22 protein-coding genes are annotated in these 22,541 nt (G+C 47.9%); 17 read left to right on the top strand and 5 right to left on the bottom strand.

The window, feature by feature from the left end:
* The first annotated feature begins 112 nt into the window (after positions 1–112).
* From msmX to M1M80_RS20240, 3 genes are all read left to right on the top strand, one after another.
* Positions 113–1,210, top strand: a complete 1,098-nt coding sequence (msmX, locus tag M1M80_RS20250) for a maltodextrin ABC transporter ATP-binding protein MsmX (RefSeq protein ID WP_060399814.1) — start codon at positions 113–115, stop codon at positions 1,208–1,210.
* Between the two features lie 105 nt (positions 1,211–1,315).
* Positions 1,316–2,041 (top strand): ZIP family metal transporter, encoded by a 726-nt coding sequence (locus tag M1M80_RS20245; protein WP_060399813.1) that lies wholly within the window; start codon positions 1,316–1,318, stop codon positions 2,039–2,041.
* Positions 2,042–2,142: 101 nt separating this feature from the next.
* Positions 2,143–2,982, top strand: a complete 840-nt coding sequence (locus M1M80_RS20240) for a polysaccharide deacetylase family protein (protein WP_060399812.1) — start codon at positions 2,143–2,145, stop codon at positions 2,980–2,982.
* A 12-nt stretch (positions 2,983–2,994) separates the two neighbouring features.
* Here the strand turns inward: M1M80_RS20240 and M1M80_RS20235 are convergent, their stop codons facing one another.
* Positions 2,995–3,189, bottom strand: a complete 195-nt coding sequence (locus M1M80_RS20235; RefSeq protein WP_003236158.1) for a hypothetical protein — start codon at positions 3,187–3,189, stop codon at positions 2,995–2,997.
* A gap of 181 nt (positions 3,190–3,370) precedes the next feature.
* The gene (gene cimH / locus M1M80_RS20230; RefSeq protein ID WP_060399811.1) at positions 3,371–4,723 is read right to left on the bottom strand and encodes a citrate/malate transporter CimH; all 1,353 of its coding nucleotides are present in this window, start codon (positions 4,721–4,723) and stop codon (positions 3,371–3,373) included.
* Positions 4,724–5,277: 554 nt separating this feature from the next.
* On the opposite strand from cimH, the gene cydA reads away from it, so the two are divergent.
* The 5 genes from cydA (at position 5,278) to M1M80_RS20205 (ending at position 12,028) form a co-directional block, all read left to right on the top strand.
* Positions 5,278–6,684, top strand: a complete 1,407-nt coding sequence (gene cydA, locus M1M80_RS20225; protein WP_060399810.1) for a cytochrome ubiquinol oxidase subunit I — start codon at positions 5,278–5,280, stop codon at positions 6,682–6,684.
* Positions 6,668–7,684, top strand: coding sequence for a cytochrome d ubiquinol oxidase subunit II (gene cydB, locus M1M80_RS20220; RefSeq protein ID WP_060399809.1), 1,017 nt, complete (start codon positions 6,668–6,670; stop codon positions 7,682–7,684). The genes cydA and cydB overlap by 17 nt, the downstream gene beginning before the upstream one ends.
* Complete coding sequence (cydD, locus tag M1M80_RS20215; RefSeq protein WP_060399808.1) at positions 7,684–9,387, top strand: thiol reductant ABC exporter subunit CydD; 1,704 nt, start codon at positions 7,684–7,686, stop codon at positions 9,385–9,387. The genes cydB and cydD overlap by 1 nt, the downstream gene beginning before the upstream one ends.
* Positions 9,384–11,111 carry a thiol reductant ABC exporter subunit CydC gene (cydC, locus tag M1M80_RS20210; RefSeq protein WP_060399807.1) on the top strand — a complete coding sequence of 576 codons (1,728 nt, stop codon included), beginning with the start codon at positions 9,384–9,386 and terminating at the stop codon, positions 11,109–11,111. The genes cydD and cydC overlap by 4 nt, the downstream gene beginning before the upstream one ends.
* 86 nt (positions 11,112–11,197) lie before the next feature.
* Entirely contained in the window at positions 11,198–12,028 is an 831-nt protein-coding gene (locus M1M80_RS20205) for an NAD(P)H-hydrate dehydratase (protein ID WP_060399806.1), read from the top strand.
* Between the two features lie 13 nt (positions 12,029–12,041).
* Here the strand turns inward: M1M80_RS20205 and M1M80_RS20200 are convergent, their stop codons facing one another.
* Positions 12,042–13,415 carry a cytosine permease gene (locus tag M1M80_RS20200; protein WP_060399805.1) on the bottom strand — a complete coding sequence of 458 codons (1,374 nt, stop codon included), beginning with the start codon at positions 13,413–13,415 and terminating at the stop codon, positions 12,042–12,044.
* A 211-nt stretch (positions 13,416–13,626) separates the two neighbouring features.
* On the opposite strand from M1M80_RS20200, the gene sigY reads away from it, so the two are divergent.
* The 6 genes from sigY to M1M80_RS20170 are packed head-to-tail and all read left to right on the top strand — an operon-like array spanning position 13,627 to position 16,531.
* Complete coding sequence (gene sigY, locus M1M80_RS20195) at positions 13,627–14,163, top strand: RNA polymerase sigma factor SigY (RefSeq protein ID WP_060399804.1); 537 nt, start codon at positions 13,627–13,629, stop codon at positions 14,161–14,163.
* Positions 14,156–14,476, top strand: coding sequence for a YxlC family protein (locus tag M1M80_RS20190; RefSeq protein ID WP_003236138.1), 321 nt, complete (start codon positions 14,156–14,158; stop codon positions 14,474–14,476). The genes sigY and M1M80_RS20190 overlap by 8 nt, the downstream gene beginning before the upstream one ends.
* The gene (gene yxlD / locus M1M80_RS20185; RefSeq protein ID WP_060399803.1) at positions 14,473–14,679 is read left to right on the top strand and encodes a sigma Y negative regulator YxlD; all 207 of its coding nucleotides are present in this window, start codon (positions 14,473–14,475) and stop codon (positions 14,677–14,679) included. Before M1M80_RS20190 ends, yxlD begins: the two co-directional genes overlap by 4 nt.
* Positions 14,676–14,864: a sigma Y negative regulator YxlE gene (yxlE, locus tag M1M80_RS20180; RefSeq protein WP_003218770.1), complete on the top strand. Its 189-nt coding sequence runs from the start codon at positions 14,676–14,678 to the stop codon at positions 14,862–14,864. Before yxlD ends, yxlE begins: the two co-directional genes overlap by 4 nt.
* Positions 14,865–14,870: 6 nt before the next feature.
* Positions 14,871–15,758, top strand: coding sequence for an ABC transporter ATP-binding protein (locus tag M1M80_RS20175; protein ID WP_003236133.1), 888 nt, complete (start codon positions 14,871–14,873; stop codon positions 15,756–15,758).
* Positions 15,755–16,531 carry an ABC transporter permease gene (locus tag M1M80_RS20170; protein ID WP_060399802.1) on the top strand — a complete coding sequence of 259 codons (777 nt, stop codon included), beginning with the start codon at positions 15,755–15,757 and terminating at the stop codon, positions 16,529–16,531. Before M1M80_RS20175 ends, M1M80_RS20170 begins: the two co-directional genes overlap by 4 nt.
* Here M1M80_RS20170 and M1M80_RS20165 read toward each other — a convergent pair.
* Both M1M80_RS20165 and katX read right to left on the bottom strand, forming a co-directional pair.
* Positions 16,528–17,730, bottom strand: coding sequence for an MFS transporter (locus M1M80_RS20165; protein WP_060399801.1), 1,203 nt, complete (start codon positions 17,728–17,730; stop codon positions 16,528–16,530). The two genes, M1M80_RS20170 and M1M80_RS20165, sit on opposite strands and share 4 nt — an antisense overlap.
* Positions 17,731–17,833: 103 nt before the next feature.
* Entirely contained in the window at positions 17,834–19,477 is a 1,644-nt protein-coding gene (gene katX / locus M1M80_RS20160; protein ID WP_019259855.1) for a catalase KatX, read from the bottom strand.
* Between the two features lie 127 nt (positions 19,478–19,604).
* Between katX and M1M80_RS20155 the strand changes: the two genes are divergently transcribed.
* The 3 genes from M1M80_RS20155 (at position 19,605) to licR (ending at position 22,470) form a co-directional block, all read left to right on the top strand.
* Positions 19,605–20,195: a DNA-3-methyladenine glycosylase gene (locus tag M1M80_RS20155; RefSeq protein WP_003236124.1), complete on the top strand. Its 591-nt coding sequence runs from the start codon at positions 19,605–19,607 to the stop codon at positions 20,193–20,195.
* A gap of 28 nt (positions 20,196–20,223) precedes the next feature.
* Positions 20,224–20,382 carry a hypothetical protein gene (locus M1M80_RS20150; RefSeq protein ID WP_009968374.1) on the top strand — a complete coding sequence of 53 codons (159 nt, stop codon included), beginning with the start codon at positions 20,224–20,226 and terminating at the stop codon, positions 20,380–20,382.
* 162 nt (positions 20,383–20,544) lie between these two features.
* Entirely contained in the window at positions 20,545–22,470 is a 1,926-nt protein-coding gene (gene licR / locus M1M80_RS20145) for a transcriptional regulator LicR (protein WP_060399800.1), read from the top strand.
* Positions 22,471–22,541: the final 71 nt, after the last annotated feature.

Here is a 22,541-nt window from a genome sequence, read left to right as displayed (position 1 = left end):
TATGCACGAAAAATGGCTTGCTGATTTTATGAACGCTGCCCATTCCAGCGATATGAAAAAGCTGTTACACTCAAATTGAGAAAGCGTTTACAATAACAAAGGGGGATGTTAGATGGCTGAATTGCGGATGGAGCACATTTATAAATATTATGATCAGAAGGAAGCGGCTGTTGATGACTTTAACCTTCACATTGCCGATAAGGAATTTATCGTATTCGTCGGCCCGTCAGGCTGCGGGAAATCAACAACGCTGCGGATGGTTGCAGGGCTTGAGGAAATTTCGAAAGGCGATTTTTATATTGAAGGAAAACGGGTAAATGATGTAGCGCCAAAGGACAGGGATATCGCGATGGTATTTCAAAACTACGCGCTCTATCCGCATATGACGGTCTACGATAATATCGCATTCGGGCTGAAGCTTCGAAAAATGCCGAAGCCAGAAATCAAAAAAAGGGTAGAAGAAGCTGCTAAAATTCTCGGGCTGGAGGAATATTTGCACCGCAAACCGAAAGCGCTGTCAGGCGGGCAGAGACAGCGGGTTGCACTTGGACGGGCAATCGTGCGGGATGCAAAGGTGTTCCTGATGGATGAGCCTTTGTCGAACCTGGACGCGAAGCTGAGGGTGCAAATGCGGGCGGAAATCATTAAGCTCCATCAGAGGCTGCAAACCACAACGATTTACGTGACGCATGACCAGACAGAAGCGCTGACGATGGCGACACGGATCGTGGTCATGAAAGACGGAAAAATCCAGCAGATCGGGACGCCGAAGGATGTATACGAATTCCCTGAAAACGTATTTGTCGGCGGATTTATCGGATCACCGGCGATGAACTTTTTCAAAGGAAAGCTGACGGAAGGCGTAATCAAAATCGGTTCTGCAGCATTAACCGTGCCGGAAGGAAAAATGAAGGTGCTGCGTGAAAAGGGCTACATTGGCAAAGAAGTCATCTTCGGGATCCGTCCTGAGGATATTCATGATGAATTAATTGTCGTTGAATCGTATAAGAACTCTTCGATTAAAGCGAAAATCAATGTCGCAGAGCTGCTCGGTTCTGAAATCATGATTTATTCGCAGATTGATAATCAAGACTTTATTGCGCGGATCGACGCCCGTCTCGATATTCAATCAGGTGATGAGCTGACGGTTGCGTTTGATATGAATAAAGGCCATTTTTTTGACAGTGAGACAGAAGTGAGAATTCGTTAAGTTCAAAAACCGGACATGGAGACATGTCCGGTTTTTTTGTGTTCTCTTAAAGGTTTACAGAAAAAACCGCAGGGGGTAGTGGTTGGTAAGAAAGGGGAGATCGTGATGTGGCATGCGGCAATGTGGGGCGGGATCTCCGGCTCTGCTGTATTGCTGGGCGCGCTGGCGTCCATGTTTTTTTCGATTCGCAAACAGATCATCGGCTATATTATGGCTTTTGGCACAGGCGTCTTAATTGGCGCTGCCGCTTACGAGCTTCTTGGAGATGCAGTGGCAGAAGGCGGAATTGTGTCGACAGGCGCCGGATTTATTGCGGGGGCAGTCGTTTTTACGATTTTTGATTACGCGGTTTCCAAAAGAGGCGCGTCACAAAGAAAAAGATCGGGACAAGCAGCTGCCGGCGGCGGAATCGCCATTTTTATCGGCACCATCATGGATGCTGTTCCGGAATCGATTATGATTGGCGCCAGCCTTCTCGAAGAACAATCGGTCAGCTTCCTTTTGGTGTTTGCCATTTTTATCAGCAACATACCTGAAGGGCTGTCCAGTACAGCAGGAATGAAAAACAGCGGGTATTCCAGAACGAAAATTATGCTGCTTTGGGCTGCAGTGTTCGTGATTTCGATTCTCGCATCATGGTCAGGATATTTCTTTCTCGACGGCGCTTCTGAAGAAGTGATGTCAGCAATCGCAGCGTTTGCGGGCGGGGGCATCATTGCAATGATTGCTTCGACGATGATGCCCGAGGCGTACGAAGACAGCGGTCCGATGACAGGTTTGATCGCTGCACTTGGCCTGTTAACCTCGCTGGTTTTGAATCAGTTCCCTTAAATGTGAGCCGGTCATGTTCCATGTCCGGTTTTTTTTGCTTGAAAATCTCAGAAACAAACCGATGAAAAAGGAGGAAGAAATAGACAGAAAGCAGGAGAACGATGAAACGATTGATTTTAAGCGCCTTTCTTTTAGGCGGCTGCTTTGCTCTCGCGGCTTGCGCTGATCAAGAGGCAAACGCGGAGCAGCAGATGCCGAAAGCAGAACAAAAGAAACCGGAAGAAAAGACAGTACATATTCAGAAAAAAGAAGACGATACATCCGCATGGATTAAAACAGAGAAACCGGCAAAGCTGCCGATTTTGATGTATCACAGCATTTCCTCAGGAAACAGCCTCCGTGTCCCGAAGAAAGAATTCGAAGCACATATGAAGTGGCTGCACGATAACGGCTATCAGACATTAACGCCGAAAGAAGCGTATCTCATGCTGACGCAGGATAAAAAGCCGAGTGAGAAATGCGTGCTGATCACGTTTGATGACGGATACACAGACAATTATCAAGACGCGTATCCGGTGCTGAAGAAGTACGGGATGAGGGCGACGATTTTTATGATAGGCAAATCGATCGGACATAAACATCATCTGACAGAGGACCAAATGAAAGAAATGGCGAAGCATGGCATATCGATTGAAAGCCATACGATTGACCACCTTGAGCTGAACGGGTTAACGCCTGAACAGCAGCACAGTGAGATGGCTGATTCGAAAAAACTGTTTGACGGCATGTTTCATCAGCAAACCTCTATCATCAGTTATCCGGTGGGGCGCTACAATGAGGATACGCTAAAGGCCGCCAAAGAAACGGGCTATCAAATGGGCGTGACGACAGAACCGGGCGCGGCATCGAGAGACCAGGGAATGTACGCCCTCCATCGCGTGCGCGTGTCCCCGGGCATGTCAGGCGCATCTTTTGGTGTGTACATCGAGTCGATGAAATAAAAAAGGAGGCGCTCAATCGCCTCCGCCGCCACAGCCGGAATCGCTGAAACCTCCGTCACTGCCGCATCCATCATGATGCGAGCCATGATCTGAATAACCGAAAAACCCGCTGTCCGCCTGCTGCCGCCTTTTGTTTTCCAAGGGCTGCGGCTGAATGACTGAAAGAAAAACGATAATAGCTACAATCAATAAGATGATCACAATCATTTCTGGTCACTCCCTTTTTTCACCATATCTGTTATACGGATGAAACGCTGATCGGTTTCACTTCAAAGAGATCGATTCTTTCAGCCGGTCTCTGAGCCAGCGCATGAGGCAGGAACTTGCAAAAACACGGACAGCAAAAAAGCAAGCTCTTTCGTTTTACAAAGAACTTGCTTGCGGTGTATCAATAAAACTGGTGAAGCAGCAATAAGGTTAAGGACACTGTAATCGCTCCCCCGATTCGGGTAGACACCTGGGCGAATGGCATCAGTTCAAGTCTTTCTGCGGCGCTTAAAATGGCGACGTCCCCGGTGCCCCCTTGCCCTGAATGGCACGCATTGATAATAGCTGTCTCAATTGGATACATGTTCAGCCATTTTCCGGTGAAAAAGCCGACGGCCATCATGGTCACAACGACAGACAGAATCGTAATGATATTGCTGGGGTTGAAGGCAGCGACAAGCTTGTCCCACGGCGTCATAGACACGCCGATCGCAAAGAGCAGCGGATAGGTTACAGCTGTTGAAAAGAAGCGGGACACCCCAAACGCGCCATTTTCAATTGAGGCAGGCACCAATCTGAACAGCTTAATCATGACAGCCAGTAACAGCATGGCAACGGGTGCCGGAAATCCAAAAAAGTCGTGAGCGAGCATGCCGACTAAATATAAAGAAACGGCAAGGATACCGCCTGACGCAAATAAGGAAAGGTTGAACATTTGCTGGCCGCTTTGTGATTCCTCCAGCGCAGGGGACACTTCTTCAGATCGGTCCACTTTGCCGTTGCCTGTCCATTTCGGTTTTTTCTTTCCGATTCTGTTCAGCAATCCCGCTAGAATGATCGCGCACAGGCTGCCAAGCATAATCGACGGCAGAACAAGTGCAAACGCTTCCCCTTGAGTCATGGGCATAATGTCAGAATAACCGATGGACAGCGGGATAGCGCCTTCTCCGACTCCTCCTGCCATGATCGGAATGACAATGTACAGCAGTGTATGCTGAAATCCGAGTCCGAGCAATGTGCCGACAGCCAGTCCGACAATAGCGGCCGCGACAGAACCGGCAATAAGCGGAATAAAGATTTTCATGAATGCTTTTACGAGTGTTTCTCTTTTCATGCCGAGGATGCTTCCCACGACAATTCCTGCGATAAACAAGTATAGAAAGTTTGAGTTTTCTGTAAATTCTGTGGTGGATTTGACGATATCATGAGGCAGCAGGTGATAGTAGACGACAGCGGACGGAATAAAAGTAGCTAGGATGGCCGGGCCGCCGATAGAACGAACAATCGGTATCGATTTGCCGATTTGGGCAAAGGTAAACCCGAAAAATGCCATGACGGCAATGGATGTCAAGATGTCACTTTTTACATCGTGATGCATAACAAAAACAGTGATTAATATAAACAGCAAGGCGTACACAGGAAGCGGTATGATGCCTACTTTTATATTCATGGCTCTTGCAAACCAATTCTCTTTTCGAACCCCTTCGTGAATTGTATCCGTTTGCAATTGCATTTGTGTTTGAAGCTCTTCCATTGAAAAACCTCCCCTATTCTTGATGCAGTGAAATTGTTCACTATGTTAAGTATACTAAAAAATTGAAATTATTAATATATTAAAAATTTACTATTCAACTTTTCACTTCATCACGTTACTGATGAAAAGAGGCATTCTGACTAAAATCGATCTGTGACAGAATGCTGAGAAACGAGTGCTGGTGCCGGACAAGCATTTTATTCGCAAGGAACGATGTGTTGATGTACGATAATAAAGGGTCATTTATCCTAGCAGCCGTCATAAATCAGCAACGAAATAGACAATAATCCGTCACATCATTCAGGACTTTTTAGGTATTTTGGGCTTTATTTTTGAAATGAATCGTTGTAAAGTACTTAATATGAACCAGTCAGAGATTGTGTCATTTGGTCAGTCTGGCAATCTTGCATCATATTGAACGACTTTTTGACACATTTGTGAAATATTGAACAATATTTTTTTCGTCTATTTTGTGAATTACTGATCAAAGTTTCGGTTCTACTTGTGAAGTAGTGAGCAAATTAACAGTTTCAACCGGAAATGGAGGATAAAGCATGAGTGAATTGGTATTAGCCCGTATTCAATTTGCATCAACAACGTTGTTTCACTTCTTGTTTGTGCCGATGTCTATCGGGCTTGTGTTTATGGTTGCGTTGATGGAGACTCTTTATCTTGTGAAGAAAAATGAGCTGTACCTCAAAATGGCAAAGTTTTGGGGGCACTTATTCTTAATAAATTTCGCAGTCGGTGTCGTAACGGGGATTTTGCAAGAATTCCAGTTTGGATTAAACTGGTCTGATTACTCCAGATTTGTCGGAGATGTATTTGGCGCTCCGCTTGCGATTGAAGCATTATTGGCGTTTTTCATGGAATCTATTTTTATCGGATTATGGATTTTCGGCTGGGACCGCCTGCCGAAAAAAATTCACGCTCTCTGCATTTGGCTCGTGTCATTCGGAACGATTATGTCGTCTTTCTGGATTTTAACAGCGAACTCCTTTATGCAGGAGCCGGTCGGCTTTACGATCAAAAACGGCCGCGCAGAGATGAATGACTTTGGCGCGCTGATTACAAACCCTCAGCTTTGGGTTGAATTCCCGCACGTCATTTTCGGTGCGCTCGCCACTGGGGCTTTCTTTATCGCCGGAGTGAGTGCTTTTAAACTATTGAAGAAAAAAGAAGTGCCGTTCTTTAAACAATCTTTTAAACTCGCAATGATCGTCGGCCTTTGTGCCGGTCTTGGCGTCGGCCTTAGCGGGCACATGCAGGCTGAGCACTTGATGGAATCACAGCCGATGAAAATGGCTGCCAGTGAAGGCCTTTGGGAAGACAGCGGTGACCCTGCTGCTTGGACGGCTTTTGCCACAATCGATACAAAAAATGAAAAAAGCTCAAATGAAATCAAAGTTCCTTATGCCTTGAGCTACCTGGCATATCAAAAATTCAGCGGAAGTGTCAAAGGGATGAAAACACTTCAGGCTGAGTACGAAAAAATATACGGAAAAGGCGACTACATTCCGCCTGTCAAAACGACGTTCTGGAGCTTCCGCATCATGGTAGGAGCAGGTGTTGTCATGATTCTTGCTGCGCTAGGCGGCCTTTGGCTAAACCGCCGCAAAAAGCTTGAAAACAGCAAATGGTATTTGCGCATCATGATCGCTTTGATTTCCTTCCCGTTTATCGCGAACTCTGCTGGCTGGATTATGACAGAAATCGGGCGTCAGCCTTGGACGGTTATGGGCTTGATGACTACGGCTCAATCCGTGTCGCCTAACGTAACGGCGGGCTCCCTGCTATTTTCAATCATCGCCTTCGGAGTGATGTACTTGATTCTGGGTGTGCTGCTTGTCTTCTTGTTCATCCGTGAGATTAAAAAAGGTGCAGAGCATGATGAGCATCATGATGTGCCTGTATCAACAGATCCATTTAGTCAGGAGGTATACCATGGCATCTCTTCATGATCTTTGGTTTATACTCGTTGCTGTATTGTTTGTAGGATTCTTCTTTTTGGAAGGCTTTGATTTCGGGGTCGGCATGGCGACCCGTTTTCTTGGCCATAATGAATTAGAACGCAGAGTGCTGATCAACACGATCGGACCGTTTTGGGATGCGAATGAAGTATGGCTTTTGACTGGTGCAGGCGCCATTTTCGCTGCATTTCCGAACTGGTATGCAACGATGCTGAGCGGTTATTACATTCCGTTTGTCATTGTGCTGCTTGCGTTAATGGGCCGCGGGGTCGCGTTTGAGTTCCGCGGCAAGGTCGATCATTTGAAATGGGTAAAGGTTTGGGACTGGGTCGTTTTCTTCGGCAGTCTGATTCCTCCGTTTGTGCTTGGTGTGCTGTTCACGACATTATTCCGCGGGATGCCGATTGATGCCGATATGAACATTCACGCACATGTATCTGATTATATCAATGTATACTCTGTACTTGGCGGTGTGACTGTAACACTTCTTTGCTTCCAGCATGGATTAATGTTTATCACGCTGCGTACGATTGGTGATTTGCAAAACCGCGCCCGGAAAATGGCACAAAAGATAATGGGTGTTGTTTTTGTAGCGGTTCTTGCCTTCGCGGCCCTTTCTGCCTATCAGACAGACATGTTTACACGCCGCGGCGAGATTACCATTCCGCTTGTTGTTTTGATTGTCATCTGCTTTATGCTTGCTGCTGTATTTATCCGTAAGAAAAAAGACGGCTGGACATTCGGAATGACAGGCGCGGGGCTGGCGCTGACTGTAGGGATGATCTTTATTTCATTATTCCCTCGGGTGATGGTCAGCTCGATTCAAAGCGCGTACGATTTAACAGTAGCTAACGCTTCTTCCGGTGATTATTCGCTTAAAGTCATGTCAATTGCAGCATTAACCCTATTGCCGTTTGTAATCGGCAGCCAGATCTGGAGCTATTATGTCTTCCGGAAGCGCGTCAGCCATAAGGAGCCTATGACTTATTAATGGGAAAAGACCTGTTTCGATATAAAGGAATGAAGCGGATTCTCACCGTGATTACTTGTTTAACGCTGATTCAGACAGCCGCCATTATTATGCAGGCAGAGTGGCTGAGTGAAGCCGTAACCGGGCTGTTCAACGGGAAGAGCATTGCCTCCCTGTTTCCGGTGATCGGCTTTTTCCTCATCGCTTTTGTCGCCCGGCACGGGGTGACGGTGGCGCGCCAGAAAATCGTCTATCAATATGCCGCCCGGACAGGAGCAGATTTGAGAAAGAGTTTTCTTGATCAGCTGTTCCGGTTAGGCCCCCGCTTTGCAAAGAAAGAGGGGACAGGGCAAATGGTGACGCTGGCAATGGAAGGCATCAGCCAGTTCCGGCGCTACCTGGAGCTGTTTCTGCCGAAAATGGTCAGCATGGCGATTGTGCCTGCGGCGGTTGTCATTTATGTATTTTTTCAGGATCGCACATCAGCTATCATTTTAGTCGCTGCCATGCCGATTCTGATTATTTTTATGATTCTCCTCGGCCTTGTCGCGCAGAGAAAAGCGGATCGTCAGTGGAAATCCTATCAGAGACTTTCCAATCATTTTGTTGATTCTCTTCGCGGGCTGGAGACATTGCGTTTCTTAGGTTTGAGCAAGTCACATAGCAAAAATATTTTCTACGTTAGTGAACGGTATCGCAAAGCAACGATGAGTACGCTTCGGGTGGCATTTTTATCTTCATTTGCCCTCGATTTTTTCACGATGCTGTCGGTGGCGACAGTTGCAGTGTTTCTTGGCCTGCGCCTCATTGACGGCGATATTTTGCTTGGGCCCGCTTTAACGGCGCTTATTCTCGCACCTGAGTATTTTCTGCCGGTGCGGGAAGTGGGGAATGATTATCATGCAACGCTAAACGGGCAGGAAGCAGGCAAAACCATTCAAGAGATTTTGTCGCAGCCTGGTTTTAAAGAAGAGGCGCCGCTTCAGCTTGGGACGTGGTCCGAACAGGATGAGCTGAAGCTGTCAGGTGTGTCAGTCGGCCGGTCGGTGTCCGATATTGACCTGTCATTCAAAGGCAAGAAAAAAATCGGCATCATCGGTGCAAGCGGTGCCGGAAAATCAACATTAATTGATATCCTCGGCGGTTTTTTGGAGCCGGATGGCGGTATGATCGAGGTCAATGGGTCACGCCGGTCCCATTTGCAGGACGGCAGCTGGCAGAAAAACCTCCTCTACATCCCGCAGCATCCGTACATTTTTGATGATACGCTGGCGAATAACATTCGCTTCTACCACCCAAGCGCTTCGGCCGGGGATACAGCCCTCGCAGCTGCAGCGGCGGGACTGACGGAGCTGGTGGACAAACTTCCGGACGGATTAGAGGGCCGGATCGGGGAAGGCGGCCGGACGCTCAGCGGCGGCCAGGCTCAGCGTGTCGCGCTGGCTCGCGCCTTTTTGGGTAACCGTCCGATTCTGCTGCTGGATGAGCCGACCGCCCACCTTGATATCGAAACAGAATATGAAATAAAAGAAACGATGCTGGATTTATTTGAGGATAAGCTCGTCTTTCTCGCAACTCACCGCCTTCACTGGATGCTCGATATGGACGAAATTATCGTGCTGGACGGGGGCAGGGTTGCAGAAATCGGAACTCACGATGAATTGCTGGCGACAAACGGTGTGTACACCAAACTCGTGGAGGCACAACTGGGGGAAAGAGCATGAAGAAAGAAGAATGGATTCTGCCGTATATCAAGCAAAATGCCCGCCTGTTCGTTCTGGTTATCTTTTTGGGCGCGGTGACGATTTTTTCTGCTGCTTTTCTCATGTTCACCTCAGGGTTTTTGATCTCCAAGGCGGCGACAAGGCCGGAAAACATCCTGCTTATTTATGTGCCGATTGTCGCTGTGCGCACCTTTGGGATCGCGCGGTCTGTGTCACGATATGTGGAACGCCTCGTCGGCCATCACATCATTTTGAAAATCGTGTCCGACATGCGCGTCCGCCTTTACAACATGCTTGAGCCGGGTGCCTTGATGCTGCGTTCCCGTTTTCGCACGGGGGATATGCTCGGCATTTTGTCTGAGGATATTGAGCATTTGCAGGATGCCTTCTTAAAAACGATTTTTCCTGCGATCTCAGCCTTGCTCCTGTATGCTGTTTCAGTGATTGCGCTTGGGTTCTTCTCTTGGCCGTTTGCCATATTGCTTGCGCTTTATTTGTTTGTTCTTGTTGTGCTGTTTCCGGTTGTGTCTTTGCTCGTGACCAGAGCGAAGAATGCGAAGCTGAAAAGCGGGCGGAATATGCTGTACAGCCGTTTGACAGATGCTGTGATGGGTGTCAGCGACTGGATGTTCAGCGGACGCCGGCATGCGTTTATTGATTCCTATGAAAAAGAGGAACATGATTGGTTTGAGCTTGAACGGAAAAAACAACGCTTTACAAGATGGCGGGACTTTGCCGCGCAATGCCTTGTCGCCGGCCTTATTTTGCTGATGTTATTTTGGACGGCGGGTCAGCATACAGACGGTGAACTGTCCAAAACGATGATTGCGGCTTTTGTGCTTGTGGTGTTCCCGCTAACGGAAGCCTTTCTGCCACTTTCTGATGCCTTGGGTGAAGTGCCCGGCTATCAGGATTCCATCAGACGCATGAACAAAGTGGCTCCTCAGCCGGAGGCGTCACAAACAGAATCAGCGGCTGAAACGCTCGATCTCCAAGATGTCACACTGTCCTTTCGTGATGTGACGTTTTCTTATGACGACAGCAGCCAAGTGCTGCACAACTTTTCCTTTACGCTGCGCCAAGGAGAAAAAATGGCGCTGCTCGGCCGGAGCGGGTCTGGGAAATCAACGTCCCTCGCATTAATCGAGGGCGCTTTAAAACCGGACTCAGGAACTGTAACGTTAAACGGAGTGGAGACAGCGCTGTTAAAGGATCAGATTGCTGATGCGGTGGCCGTGTTAAATCAAAAGCCGCACCTCTTTGATACAAGCATTCTAAACAACATCAGGCTTGGAAACGGAGAAGCAAGCGACGAGGATGTGCGCCGCGCCGCAAAACAGGTGAAGCTGCATGACTACATCGAGTCACTGCCTGACGGATATCATACCTCTGTTCAGGAAACCGGCATCCGGTTTTCCGGTGGAGAGCGGCAGCGGATCGCACTCGCCCGGATTTTACTTCAGGATACGCCGATCATCATTCTCGATGAGCCGACAGTCGGCCTCGACCCCATCACCGAACGCGAGCTGATGGAAACGGTGTTTGAAGTGCTGAAAGGAAAAACGATTCTATGGATTACGCACCATCTCGCGGGAGTGGAAGCGGCCGATAAAATCGTGTTTCTCGAAAACGGAAAAACGGAAATGGAAGGAACGCATGAGGAACTGCTGGCGTCAAACGAACGGTATCGCCGCCTGTATCATCTTGACGTTCCTGTAAAATAGAAGACAGCCCCTGAGGCTGTCATTTTTTTGTTTGAAATAAAGAAGGTACAGGAAAAATAGGAAGAGAAAGCAGAGGAGGGATAGAGATGAATGTGCCAATTTGGACGGAAGAGCATGTGAGAGCCTCGCTCCCTGAAAGAGATGCGGAGAGCCATAAAGGAACGTACGGTACGGCTTTGCTGCTGGCGGGAAGCAACGACATGCCGGGCGCAGCGCTTCTTGCGGGGCTTGGGGCGATGCGGAGCGGTCTCGGAAAGCTTGTCATCGGCACGTCTGAAAGCGTGATCCCGCTGATTGTTCCTGTTTTACCCGAGGCGACCTATTGGCGTGACGGCTGGCAAAAAGCAGCGGACGCTCAGCTTGAAGAGACGTACCGGGCCATCGCCATCGGATCAGGGCTTCCGCAAACTGAAAGCGTACAGCAGGCAGTTGATCATGTGCTTGCGGCGGATTGCCCCGTTATTTTGGATGCCGGAGCGCTGGCGAAGCGCACGTATCCGAAACGGGAGGCGCCCGTCATCCTCACGCCGCACCCGGGTGAGTTTTCCCGCATGACAGGGGTGCCGGTGAAAGAATTACAAAACAAAAGAGCGGAATACGCAAAGGAATGGGCGGCTCAGCTTCAGGCTGTCATTGTGTTAAAAGGAAATCAAACCGTTATCGCGTTTCCCGATGGTGATTGCTGGCACAACCCAACCGGAAACGGGGCACTCGCCAAGGGCGGCACCGGTGACACACTGACCGGCATGATATTAGGCATGCTCTGCTGCCATAAAAATCCGAAGCATGCCATATTAAACGCGGTTTATCTGCACGGTGCGTGCGCCGAGCTCTGGACAGACGAGCACTCCGCCCATACGCTGCTCGCTCATGAGCTTTCTGACATGCTGCCTCGCGTGTGGAAGCGATTTGAATGATAAAAAGCTGTCTTCATAGAGAAGACAGCTTTTCTTGATAACCTGCTCGTTTTTTCAGACGCGGTTTCATCAATACATAATAAAGAACAGAAGGAACGGCCAAGCCGACAATCCATGCGATGTCTCCGCCGCCAAACATTTTGGCCAGCGGTCCGATGTAAAAGGATGTATTGATAAACGGGATTTCCAGCAAGATGGACAGAACGAACGCAATCGTGGTGATCCAATTGACTTTTCCATATGGCCCGTTCACATCGAACATGGCTTTGACTTGATACTTTCCGTGCCGGACGAAGTAGTAATCGACTAGATTAATTGCTGTCCACGGAATTAAGAAATAACTGATGAAAAAGATAAAATTCAAAAACAGCTCCATAAAATTGCTTTGCCCGAGAAGGCTTAAGACTGTGCCGACGAGCGTGACGCCGAGGATCATGATGATTCTGACTTTGGGCGTGACCTTTAATTTCAGAAACGGCTCAAGCGTTGTTGTCGTGGACATGAAAGCCCCATACAGGTTAAAGACATTGATCGCCATTTGCCCAAATAACACAATGATCAGCATAATGAACGAGAAGGGGCCGAACAATTGGACAATCTGGCTGCCTGAGTTTGCCGTAAAGTCAGGAAGTGCCGTCGTCAGCAAAGCGCCGAGCAGCATCATCCAGATGGAGCTGACAGATGTACCTGCATAGCTGTACCAAAACGTTTTGGACGCCGGCGTTTTAACTGGCAGATATCTTGAATAATCGGCAACATACGGTGCGTATGCAAGCTGCCACGTCGCGACTGCGCTGACCGCCACCAAGAAAATTGGCAGATCAACCGCTCCGGGAATCCAGCTGCCTGCCGGAATCGGCAATTTAAAAATGAGTATCGTTGCAGCAAAAAATACAGCAAAAGAGGTCCAAGAAAGGATTTTTTGCATTTTGTGAATCAAATCATGGCCGAAAATCGTGAGTAAAAAACATACGGCGCTTAAGCCTATAATGCTCCATGATCCCGGGATGGGAACAAAGCTGCTTAAGGTTCCAGCCGCCAGAATCGTACTGCTTGCGAAGAAACCAAGGTAGATAAACATGACTAGGAAGAGGGGAAGAATCGCTCCAATTACGCCGAATTGGGCACGGCTTTGAATCATTTGCGGGATGCCAAGCTGAGGGCCTTGCGCGGAATGAGACGCCATAAATATGGCACCGATTAAGGTTCCGCAAATAATAGCGGCAACACTCCAAAACAGATTAAGTCCCATTGCAACGGGAATCGTGCCAGTCACTAACGTGGTGATATGCATATTAGCCCCGAACCATACGGGAAATAAATCTTTCGCTTTACCATGTCTTTCTTCATTCGGAATATATTCAATCGTTCGCCTTTCTACTTTCAATGCATCGTCCTCCATATTGGATGTTTTTTTAAAATCGACATAAAGTCATAGCTTAACAGACTATGAGGGGGTTTACAAATGAGGATGTGCGGCCAAACGGTCGGGAAGCCTGATCTGTCAATGGCTGAAAAGAATTGTAAAAAAGCTGAACGCTTTTGAATCCGGTGTCGTCTTATAAGGCAGAAAAACAAAAAAGGGGGGATCGCGGCCATTGGATACACATGAAGAACAGCAGCTGATTCAGCAGGCGAAAGAGGGAAACGACGAGGCGTTTACAGCCCTTTTCCACTATCATTATTCTTTTTTATATAAATACTTGTTAAAACTTTCCCTTCATCCTGACCTCAGCGAGGAGCTTGTTCAGGAAACCTTTCTGAAAGGGTACATTCATTTAAGAAGCTTCCAAGGCCGTTCCAAATTCTCCACGTGGCTGATTTCTATAGCATCCAGGCTCTATCTCGATCACCAGAAAAAGAGAAAGAGAGAATGGAAACGGAATCAGGCAGTTACGGAGGAAACAATCCGCAAGATCAAGTGGGACGTGTCAGTGAAAGGGGGAGAATGGAGCGAAACGCTGGATATGTTTTCAAAGCTGGAACCTAAATTGCGCACGCCAGTTTTATTAAGGCATTACTACGGCTATACCTACGCCGAAATCGGGCTGATGCTGCAGATCAAGGAAGGCACGGTGAAGTCCAGAGTTCATAAAGGGCTCCAGCAAATCAGAAAGGAGTGGAACGATGAATAAAGAAAAGCTTTCAATTCATTTCAAATCAGAATTGCAGAAAATTGATCAAACAGCCAATCCCTCTATACCAGATCAAAAAGAACTGCTTTACCAGCTGTTACAAATGAAAGCTGAACGCAGAAAAAAACTGATGAAAGAGATCATCTTATTTGTATTCTGTGCGCTGATGGTTGTGAGTGCGGCAATCCTGGCATTCACTCAAGCTCCCGCTGTGTTTATTGTACTTCAGGTTTGTGTGCTTGCTGTTTTGCCGATTTTGATTGCGGCTGAGAAAAAAAGACATCTCGGTGAATGCGAGGTGGAGCGCCGATGACACAAACAGAAATTGTCATCATGGTTGCGGCTTATCTCATCGTATTGGCACAGGGGATCTTTTTATTTATTGATGCGAAAAAACGTAATCGCATGGCATGGGTATGGGGGATTGTCGGATTGATTACAGCACCGATGCCTCTGATTTGTTATTACTTTTTTGTCATTAGGCCGGACCGGAAGAAAAGGGGGATCAAGCAATGAATATTTCTTGGGAAATGATTTTGCCGCTGATTGTATTGCAGCTTGTGCTGGCGGTGTTCGCTCTCATCAGCTGTATAAAGGAAGAGCGGACAAACGGGCCAAAGTGGATGTGGGCTGCAATCATTGTATGTATCAATATTATCGGGCCGATTTTATTTTTTACCGTCGGCAGAAAGCAAAGGTGAGCGGGCATGCTGTCTATTGAGTCATTATGTAAATCGTATCGGCATCATCGGGCTGTAAAGAATGTCAGTTTTCACGTGAATGAAAACGAGTGTGTCGCACTATTAGGCCCTAATGGAGCCGGTAAAACCACAACGCTGCAAATGCTGGCCGGGCTGCTTTCGCCAACCTCTGGAACCATCAAGCTGTTAGGGGAGAAAAAGCCGGACCGGCATTTGATTGGGTACCTTCCGCAGTATCCTGCTTTTTATTCATGGATGACCGCAAACGAATTTTTAACATTTGCCGGAAGACTGTCCGGTCTTTCGAAGAAAAAATGCCAAGAGGAAATCGGCGGGATGCTGGAATTTGTCGGCTTGCAGGAATCCGCGCACAAAAGGATCGGCGGCTTTTCAGGCGGCATGAAGCAAAGACTCGGTCTGGCACAGGCCCTGCTCCATAAACCGAAGCTTTTGATATTGGATGAACCGGTTTCTGCACTTGATCCGTCAGGACGGTTCGAGGTGCTGGACGTGATGCGGGAGCTGAAGAAGCATATGGCTGTTCTGTTTTCTACACACGTTTTGCACGATGCGGAGCAGGTGTGTGATCAGGTGGTGATCATGAAAAACGGAGAGGTTTCATGGAAAGGGGCGTTACAGCAGCTGAAAAAACAGCATCAAACGAACGTTTTCACCCTTACTGTAAAAGAGAAACTGAAGGGCTGGCTTGAAGAGAAGCCTTACGTATCAGCTATTGTCTATATGAATCCGTCCCAAGCTGTTTTCGAACTGCCTGATATACAAGCTGGCCGGACATTGTTGAGTGATTGTATCCGAACGGGATTGACGGTCACCCGTTTTGAACAGAAAACGGAGTCTCTTGAAGACGTCTATCTAAAGGTGGTGCACGCATGAAGGTGATGATGACGTTATTGCAGAAAGAATGGCTGGAAGGGTGGAAAAGCGGCAAGCTGATCTGGCTGCCGATTGCGATGATGATCGTAGGGCTCACACAGCCGCTGACCATTTATTATATGCCAGAAATCATTGAACACGGAGGAAACCTTCCTGACGGCATGAAAATCAGTTTTACGATGCCTTCCGGGTCTGAAGTGATGGTCAGCACGCTTTCCCAATTTAACACGCTTGGCATGGCTCTGATCATTTTCAGCGTTATGGGCAGCGTAGCAAATGAAAGAAATCAAGGCGTAACGTCGCTGATCATGTCGCGGCCTGTGACTGCAGCCCATTATATCGTGAGCAAATGGCTCACCCAAAGCGTGATCGGCATCGCGTCGTTTGCAGCTGGATACGGGCTTGCTTATTATTACATCTGGCTGCTGTTTGAGGACACATCATTCAGCCGTTTTGCCGCAAGCCTTGGACTTTACGCTCTTTGGATCATGTTTATTGTGACTGCTGGCCTTGCCGGAAGCACGATGTTTCGGTCTCTCGGAGCAGCTGCGGCTTCCGGTATCGGGCTGACAGCTGCAGTTTCCTTTGCTGTTTCGCTATTTCCTGATGGTGCGAAATGGCTTCCGGCTGCGCTTTGCAAGCAGGCGGAGCATATCCTTCTTCATGGAGAGAGAGCGGATTTCTTTGGATGGTCGCTCACATTCTCCATTTTGTGCATCATGCTTCTGGCCATGTTTTCTGTGTGGCGCTTCCGGCAGTATGAAAGCTATTAATTAATCATGTTACGCATTTTCACGAGCATCACAAGAAAGGCGGCAAATGCCAGTAACCCGGCTCCATAAAAAACCTCCGCAAGCCCGAAAAGCTGTGCGGTTTTTCCGGCAAGAAGGGGTCCGAGGAAGATGCCCAGCGCATAAAACGATTGATAAAACCCCATCACTGACATTTTCAAACGGGCAGAACTGATATCGACGACCCGGCTTAGCAGCAAAGGAAATACGAAACCGAGCGCCAGACCGATGCAGGCGTGTGTGATGCAAACCGTGAACAATGTAGCTGAAAAAGGAACGAATAGCAAACAGACTCCGGTGACAGCAAAACTGATGAGCATCACGAAGTAAGCAATTCGGCTTGTGAAGCGCAGAAACACAAAGCTTAGTGTGGCGGCTGCGTGAGGGAGGAAAAAAGCGCTCATCACCCAAAGCAGCTCCGCATCACCCATTCCGAGCTGATTAATGAAAAGCGGCGTAAATCCAAACACTGTCATAAATAACACCGCATGAGCTGTCATAGAGAGGATGGTGAAAAGCTTCAGCTTCGGCAGCCGCAATGTGTCTTTGATGTATTGCTGCACACGAATTGTGTCGCGGTTCACTGGAGAAGCCGACGGGTCTTTAATAAAGCAGCATATCACCAGACCGGCGGCCGAGGCTGCCAGCGCCATCCAAAACGGGACCTGCCTGCCTAAATGGGCTGCCGCAAGCCCGCAGAACACAATGCTGACAAACTGAGGCATGACGGTGAAAAACTGCATGATGCCCATTGCTTTTGACGCATTGCTATTGTTGAAATAGTGCGCGTATAAAATGGTCGCCATTACCCACATAGAAGCGGTTATCCCCGCAAACAGCCGCGCGGCCAGCACGAAGAGGAAAGAGTCAAACATCAGAAAAAGCAGACTGCTGAGGACGGAAAACCCAAACCCGGCAATTAACAATTGCTTGCGCAGAGAAAACAGGATGTCTGACAGAAGGCCGAGCGGGAATCGCAGAAGGATTTGCGTGACCCCGTAGCTGCCGAGGATGATGCCGATTGCGCCGTATGAAAAGTGCAGATCCTCCAAATACAGGCTGAATACAGGAACATAAATATAGCCTGAAAACCAAAAACAAAATATCATGCATAAAAAAACGGCGTGATCTAAAGCGCCGATTGTTTTTTTCTGAGGAATCATATCCTGCTGTAATTCCATCGTTTCTCTCCCCCCCCTTTCCTTCCAGTACAACACAACTGCTGAAAGCGTTTCAATAGAAAAATAAAAAAACAGGACTTCAAAAAAGTCCTGTTCGCTGTTTTTAATACGGATCAGACGGATGGCTTTCCTGTTCAGCCTGTTTTGTAGCCTGTTCCGTTTCTGTTGTGCCGATCGGTCCGTTGCTGTTATTCTCGGAGGCCTTTTTCAGTCCTTCTGCCACGCGTTTCCCGTAGTCCGGATCAGCTTTTGTGAAATTCTCAATCATCTGATCCTGGATTTCTTTGCGGCATGTAGAAAGCGTATTAACCAGGTTCGTGATCAATTCGTTCCGTTCAAATTCAGTAAATCTCCGGTATGTTTCTCCGGCCTGACCGAAGTTGTTCGTTCTGTCGATCGCCTCACGCTTTACATCGCCCTCGACATGCGGCGTATGATCTTTTCCATCCTGCTTCGCTTCTTTCAGCCCGCCCATAATGGAGGGCTCATAGTTGACGTGCGGGTTTTGGCCTTCTGCTCTATCGACCCGATATTGCATTTGCCCGCCTTCCTGGTTGGTGGCGACATGCTTTTTCGGCGAATTGATCGGAAGCTGCAGGTAATTTGCGCCTACACGGTAGCGCTGCGTATCAGAGTAGGCAAACGTCCGGCCCTGAAGCAGCTTATCATCTGAGAAATCAAGCCCGTCAACAAGCACTCCCGTTCCGAAAGAAGCTTGCTCCACTTCCGCATGGTAGTTTTCCGGGTTTTTATTAAGCACCAATTTGCCGATCGGCTTCCATGGGAAATCGTCTTTATACCACAGTTTTGTCGGATCGAGCGGGTCAAAGTCCAGTTCGGGATGCTCATCATCGCTCATAATTTGGGCATACACTTCCCACTCCGGATAATCTCCATTTTCAATCGCTTCATACAAATCCTGTGTTGCATGGTTAAAGTTTTTCCCTTGAATCTCTTCCGCTTCCTTCTGTGTCAGGTTGCGGATGCCCTGCTTTGGTTCGAAATGGTATTTCACGAGAACGGCCTTGCCTTCCTCATTCACCCACTTATAGGCGTGTACGCCTGAACCCTGCATTTGCCTGTAGTTGGCTGGGATGCCCCAAGGCGAAAACAAGAAGGTGATCATATGTGTCGCTTCAGGAGACTGAGAGATGAAGTCGAAAATACGTTCACCATCTTGGATGTTGGTTACTGGATCAGGCTGAAATGCGTGCACAAGATCCGGAAATTTCAGCGGGTCGCGAATAAAAAAGATTTTCAGATTGTTCCCGACCAAATCCCAGTTTCCGTCGTCGGTATAAAGCTTAACGGCAAAACCGCGCGGGTCTCTCAATGTTTCAGGTGAGTGTTTTCCATGATTCACCGTAGAAAAACGGACAAATGCCGGTGTTTTCTTGCCTTTTTCCTGAAAGAGCTTAGCCCGGGTGTATTTTGAAATCGGTTCGTCTCCAAAGCTTCCGTACGCTTCAAAATACCCGTGTGCACCCGCTCCTCTGGCATGAACAACCCGCTCAGGAATGCGTTCACGGTCAAAGTGGCTGATTTTTTCGAGAAAATCATAGTTCTCAAGTGTTGTAGGCCCTCTATTCCCGACAGTTCTTACATTTTGGTTGTCAGTGACAGGGTGCCCCTGTCTGTTCGTTAAGGTATCCTCTGACTCGTTTTTCCCGGACGTCTTATGAGAAAGCGTATCCTCGCTGCTTTGGGCATTTGTTCCGTGATGTTTTTTCTGATGATCATCATTCATTGGTTGACCCTCCTTTATTAACGGTAACAATATTCCCTGAATGGGAAGATTTTAAAACAGCCGTTTTTTTTCAGCTGCTTCGGGAATGGTACAATGTACAAAAATCGGTAAAAGGAGAGTTCGATTCGTGACGAGAGAAAAAAATCCGCTGCCCATCACGTTTTACCAAAAAACCGCTCTTGAGCTTGCCCCGTCGCTTCTTGGCTGCCTTCTGGTAAAAGAAACAGATGAAGGCACAGCGTCAGGCTATATTGTGGAAACAGAGGCCTATATGGGCGCCGGAGACAGAGCGGCCCACAGCTTTAACAATCGCCGGACGAAGCGGACTGAGATTATGTTTGCGGAAGCCGGACGAGTGTATACATACGTGATGCACACCCATACGTTGCTGAATGTCGTTGCCGCAGAAGTGGATGTTCCGCAAGCGGTATTAATCAGGGCGATTGAGCCTCATGAAGGCCAGCTGTTAATGGAGGAGAGAAGGCCGGGCCGGCGTCCGAGGGAATGGACAAACGGGCCCGGAAAGCTGACGAAAGCGCTTGGCGTCACGATGAATGACTACGGACGCTGGATCACGGAACAGCCGCTTTACATTGAAAGCGGGTACACACCGGAAGAGATTTCTACCGGGCCGCGCATCGGCATTGACAACAGCGGAGAGGCGCGCGATTATCCGTGGCGTTTCTGGGTGACGGGAAACAGGTACGTGTCACGTTAGCATGTTTAAGCAAAAGGCAATCAGGGGAATGGTTGAGAAAAAAGAAGGGAGAATCGGAGCTTTGAAAAAGATGATCAAAACCGTTATCAAATGGGCGCCGGTCATTTACCCGATTGTTCGAAAAATCATGAAGGATCGCAAGGCGTCTAAACAAAAGAACATGTCCGCTTCCCGAACAGCCGGCTGAATCCGGCTGTTTTTTTATGGGTCAGTTTTCCCTCTTGTCCCTCCGATGTTCATTGACTTGCCATTCGCCCCATTATAGAATTTATATACATTTCGCATTCCTTCATCATCCTTTCTGCCTATTCACTTTATCCCTGCATCTACTTGATAGGAGGTTTTTCTCATGCTTCATGGGCGACTTCGTGATATTTTGCGCTTGCTGATGGCGGCTGAAGCCCCGGTGACAAGCTCGTTTTTTGCCGCGCAATTAAACGTGACGACGCGGACGGTCCGCAATGATATAAAGGAATTGCAAGGCGTGCTAAGCGGTCATGGTGCCTTTGTCCAATCGGTAAGAGGCTCTGGTTACAAACTCCGCATTCACGACGAGCAGACATTCAGAATGCTGCTGCAAGATGTATTTCAGCAAAAAAAGGGCCTGCCGGTGTTGCCGGAGGAGAGAATGGCCTATCTCATGAAACGTCTGCTGCTGGCGGAGCATTACCTCAAGCTCGATGAATTGGCTGAAGAACTATTTATCTCAAAATCTACACTCCAAACGGATTTAAAAGAAGTAAAGAAACGTCTGCTGCCCTATCGCATCGTCATGGAAACACGCCCGAATTACGGCTTCAAGCTGCGCGGGGACGAGGTCCAGATGAGGTACTGTATGGCAGAGTACATTGTCGATGAAAGAGAAACAGAGATTGATGTTCTGAATGAAAAGGCTGATATATTGCCAGATGAAGAAATCGAAATCATCCGTTCAGCCATCCTGAAAAAAATCAAAAACGACCGCATCCCTCTGTCTAACTTAGGGCTGAATAACCTCATCATCCATATTGCCATCGCTTGTAAACGGATCAGAACGGAAAACTACGTATCTCTTTTCCCGGAAGATATGGATCATATCCTGGATCAAAAAGAATACCTGGCTGCCGAAGCCATCGTAAAAGAGCTGGAATCAGCACTTGCCGTTACGTTTCCGAAAGACGAGACGGCCTATATCGCCATGCATCTCCTCGGCACAAAGCGAATGACACAACCACAATGCGGGGAGGATACATTTTCAATAGACGAAGAAACCGATCAGCTGACATTTGCTATGATAAAGGCCGTTGATCGTGAACTGAAGCTCGGAATCTTGCATGACAAAGAGCTGAAAATCGGCTTAGCGCTCCATATAAAGCCGGCGATCAGCCGCAACCGATACGGCATGAACCTGAGAAATCCGATGCTGGCAGCGATCAAGGAACACTATCCTCTCGCTTTTGAAGCCGGGATCGTTGCCGGAATGGTGATAAAGGAACAAACGGGCATCGACATTCATGAAAACGAAATTGGTTATTTGGCCCTCCACTTTGGCGCCGCGATTGAACGAAAAAAAACAGAAAGCCCGCCGAAGCGCTGTATCATTGTGTGCGCATCAGGTGCCGGGAGCGCTCAGCTATTGCGTGAAAAACTCCGCTCCCATTTCGGCAAACGGCTCGATATTCTAGGAACTGCTGAGTATTACAGTCTTGACCAGATGTCCTATGAATCCATTGATTTTGTCATCAGCACCATCCCGATCAAAAAAGAGCTCCCTGTACCAGTGCTGAAGGTCAACACACTCTTGGGCGGAACCGACTTTATAAAAATTGAATCCATTCTGAGTGATGAAAAAGAAAAAGCAGCCCGCTACCTTAAAAAAGAACTCGTGTTTTTCCAGAAGGATCTGCGCTCAAAAGAGGAAGTGATTCAATTTTTAGGGCAGAAAGCAGTTGATTGCGGCTATGCCGAAAAAGAAATCATAGAATCCATTTTTGAACGAGAAGACATGTCGCCAACGTGCTTTGGCAATCTTGTTGCCATACCGCACCCGCTCGTTCCGCAGACAAAAACAACATTTTGGGCCGTTTGTACGCTCAAAAAACCGATAGATTGGGAGAATCAGCGTGTTCAATTTGTCTGTTTGCTTTGTGTCGAAAAGGAGAACAAAGCGGATTTGCAAAGCATGTATAAACTGCTTGGCAGCATTTTGGATGACCCGGCGGCGGTGAACCAGCTGATCAAATGCCGTTCGTATCAAGAGCTTTCGGATGTGTTTGACCAAAAAATGCTGAACTGACAGCCTGTATATACCTTTTTTCCGTTTCCTGCGGAAAAACCTTGAGTGTTTATGAAAGCGATTTCATAATA

This window comes from Bacillus inaquosorum, assembly GCF_023238325.1.
Lineage (GTDB): Bacteria > Bacillota > Bacilli > Bacillales > Bacillaceae > Bacillus > Bacillus inaquosorum.
The sequence above is the reverse complement of the archived record's forward strand: the minus strand, read 5'-3'. Positions and strand labels throughout refer to the sequence as shown.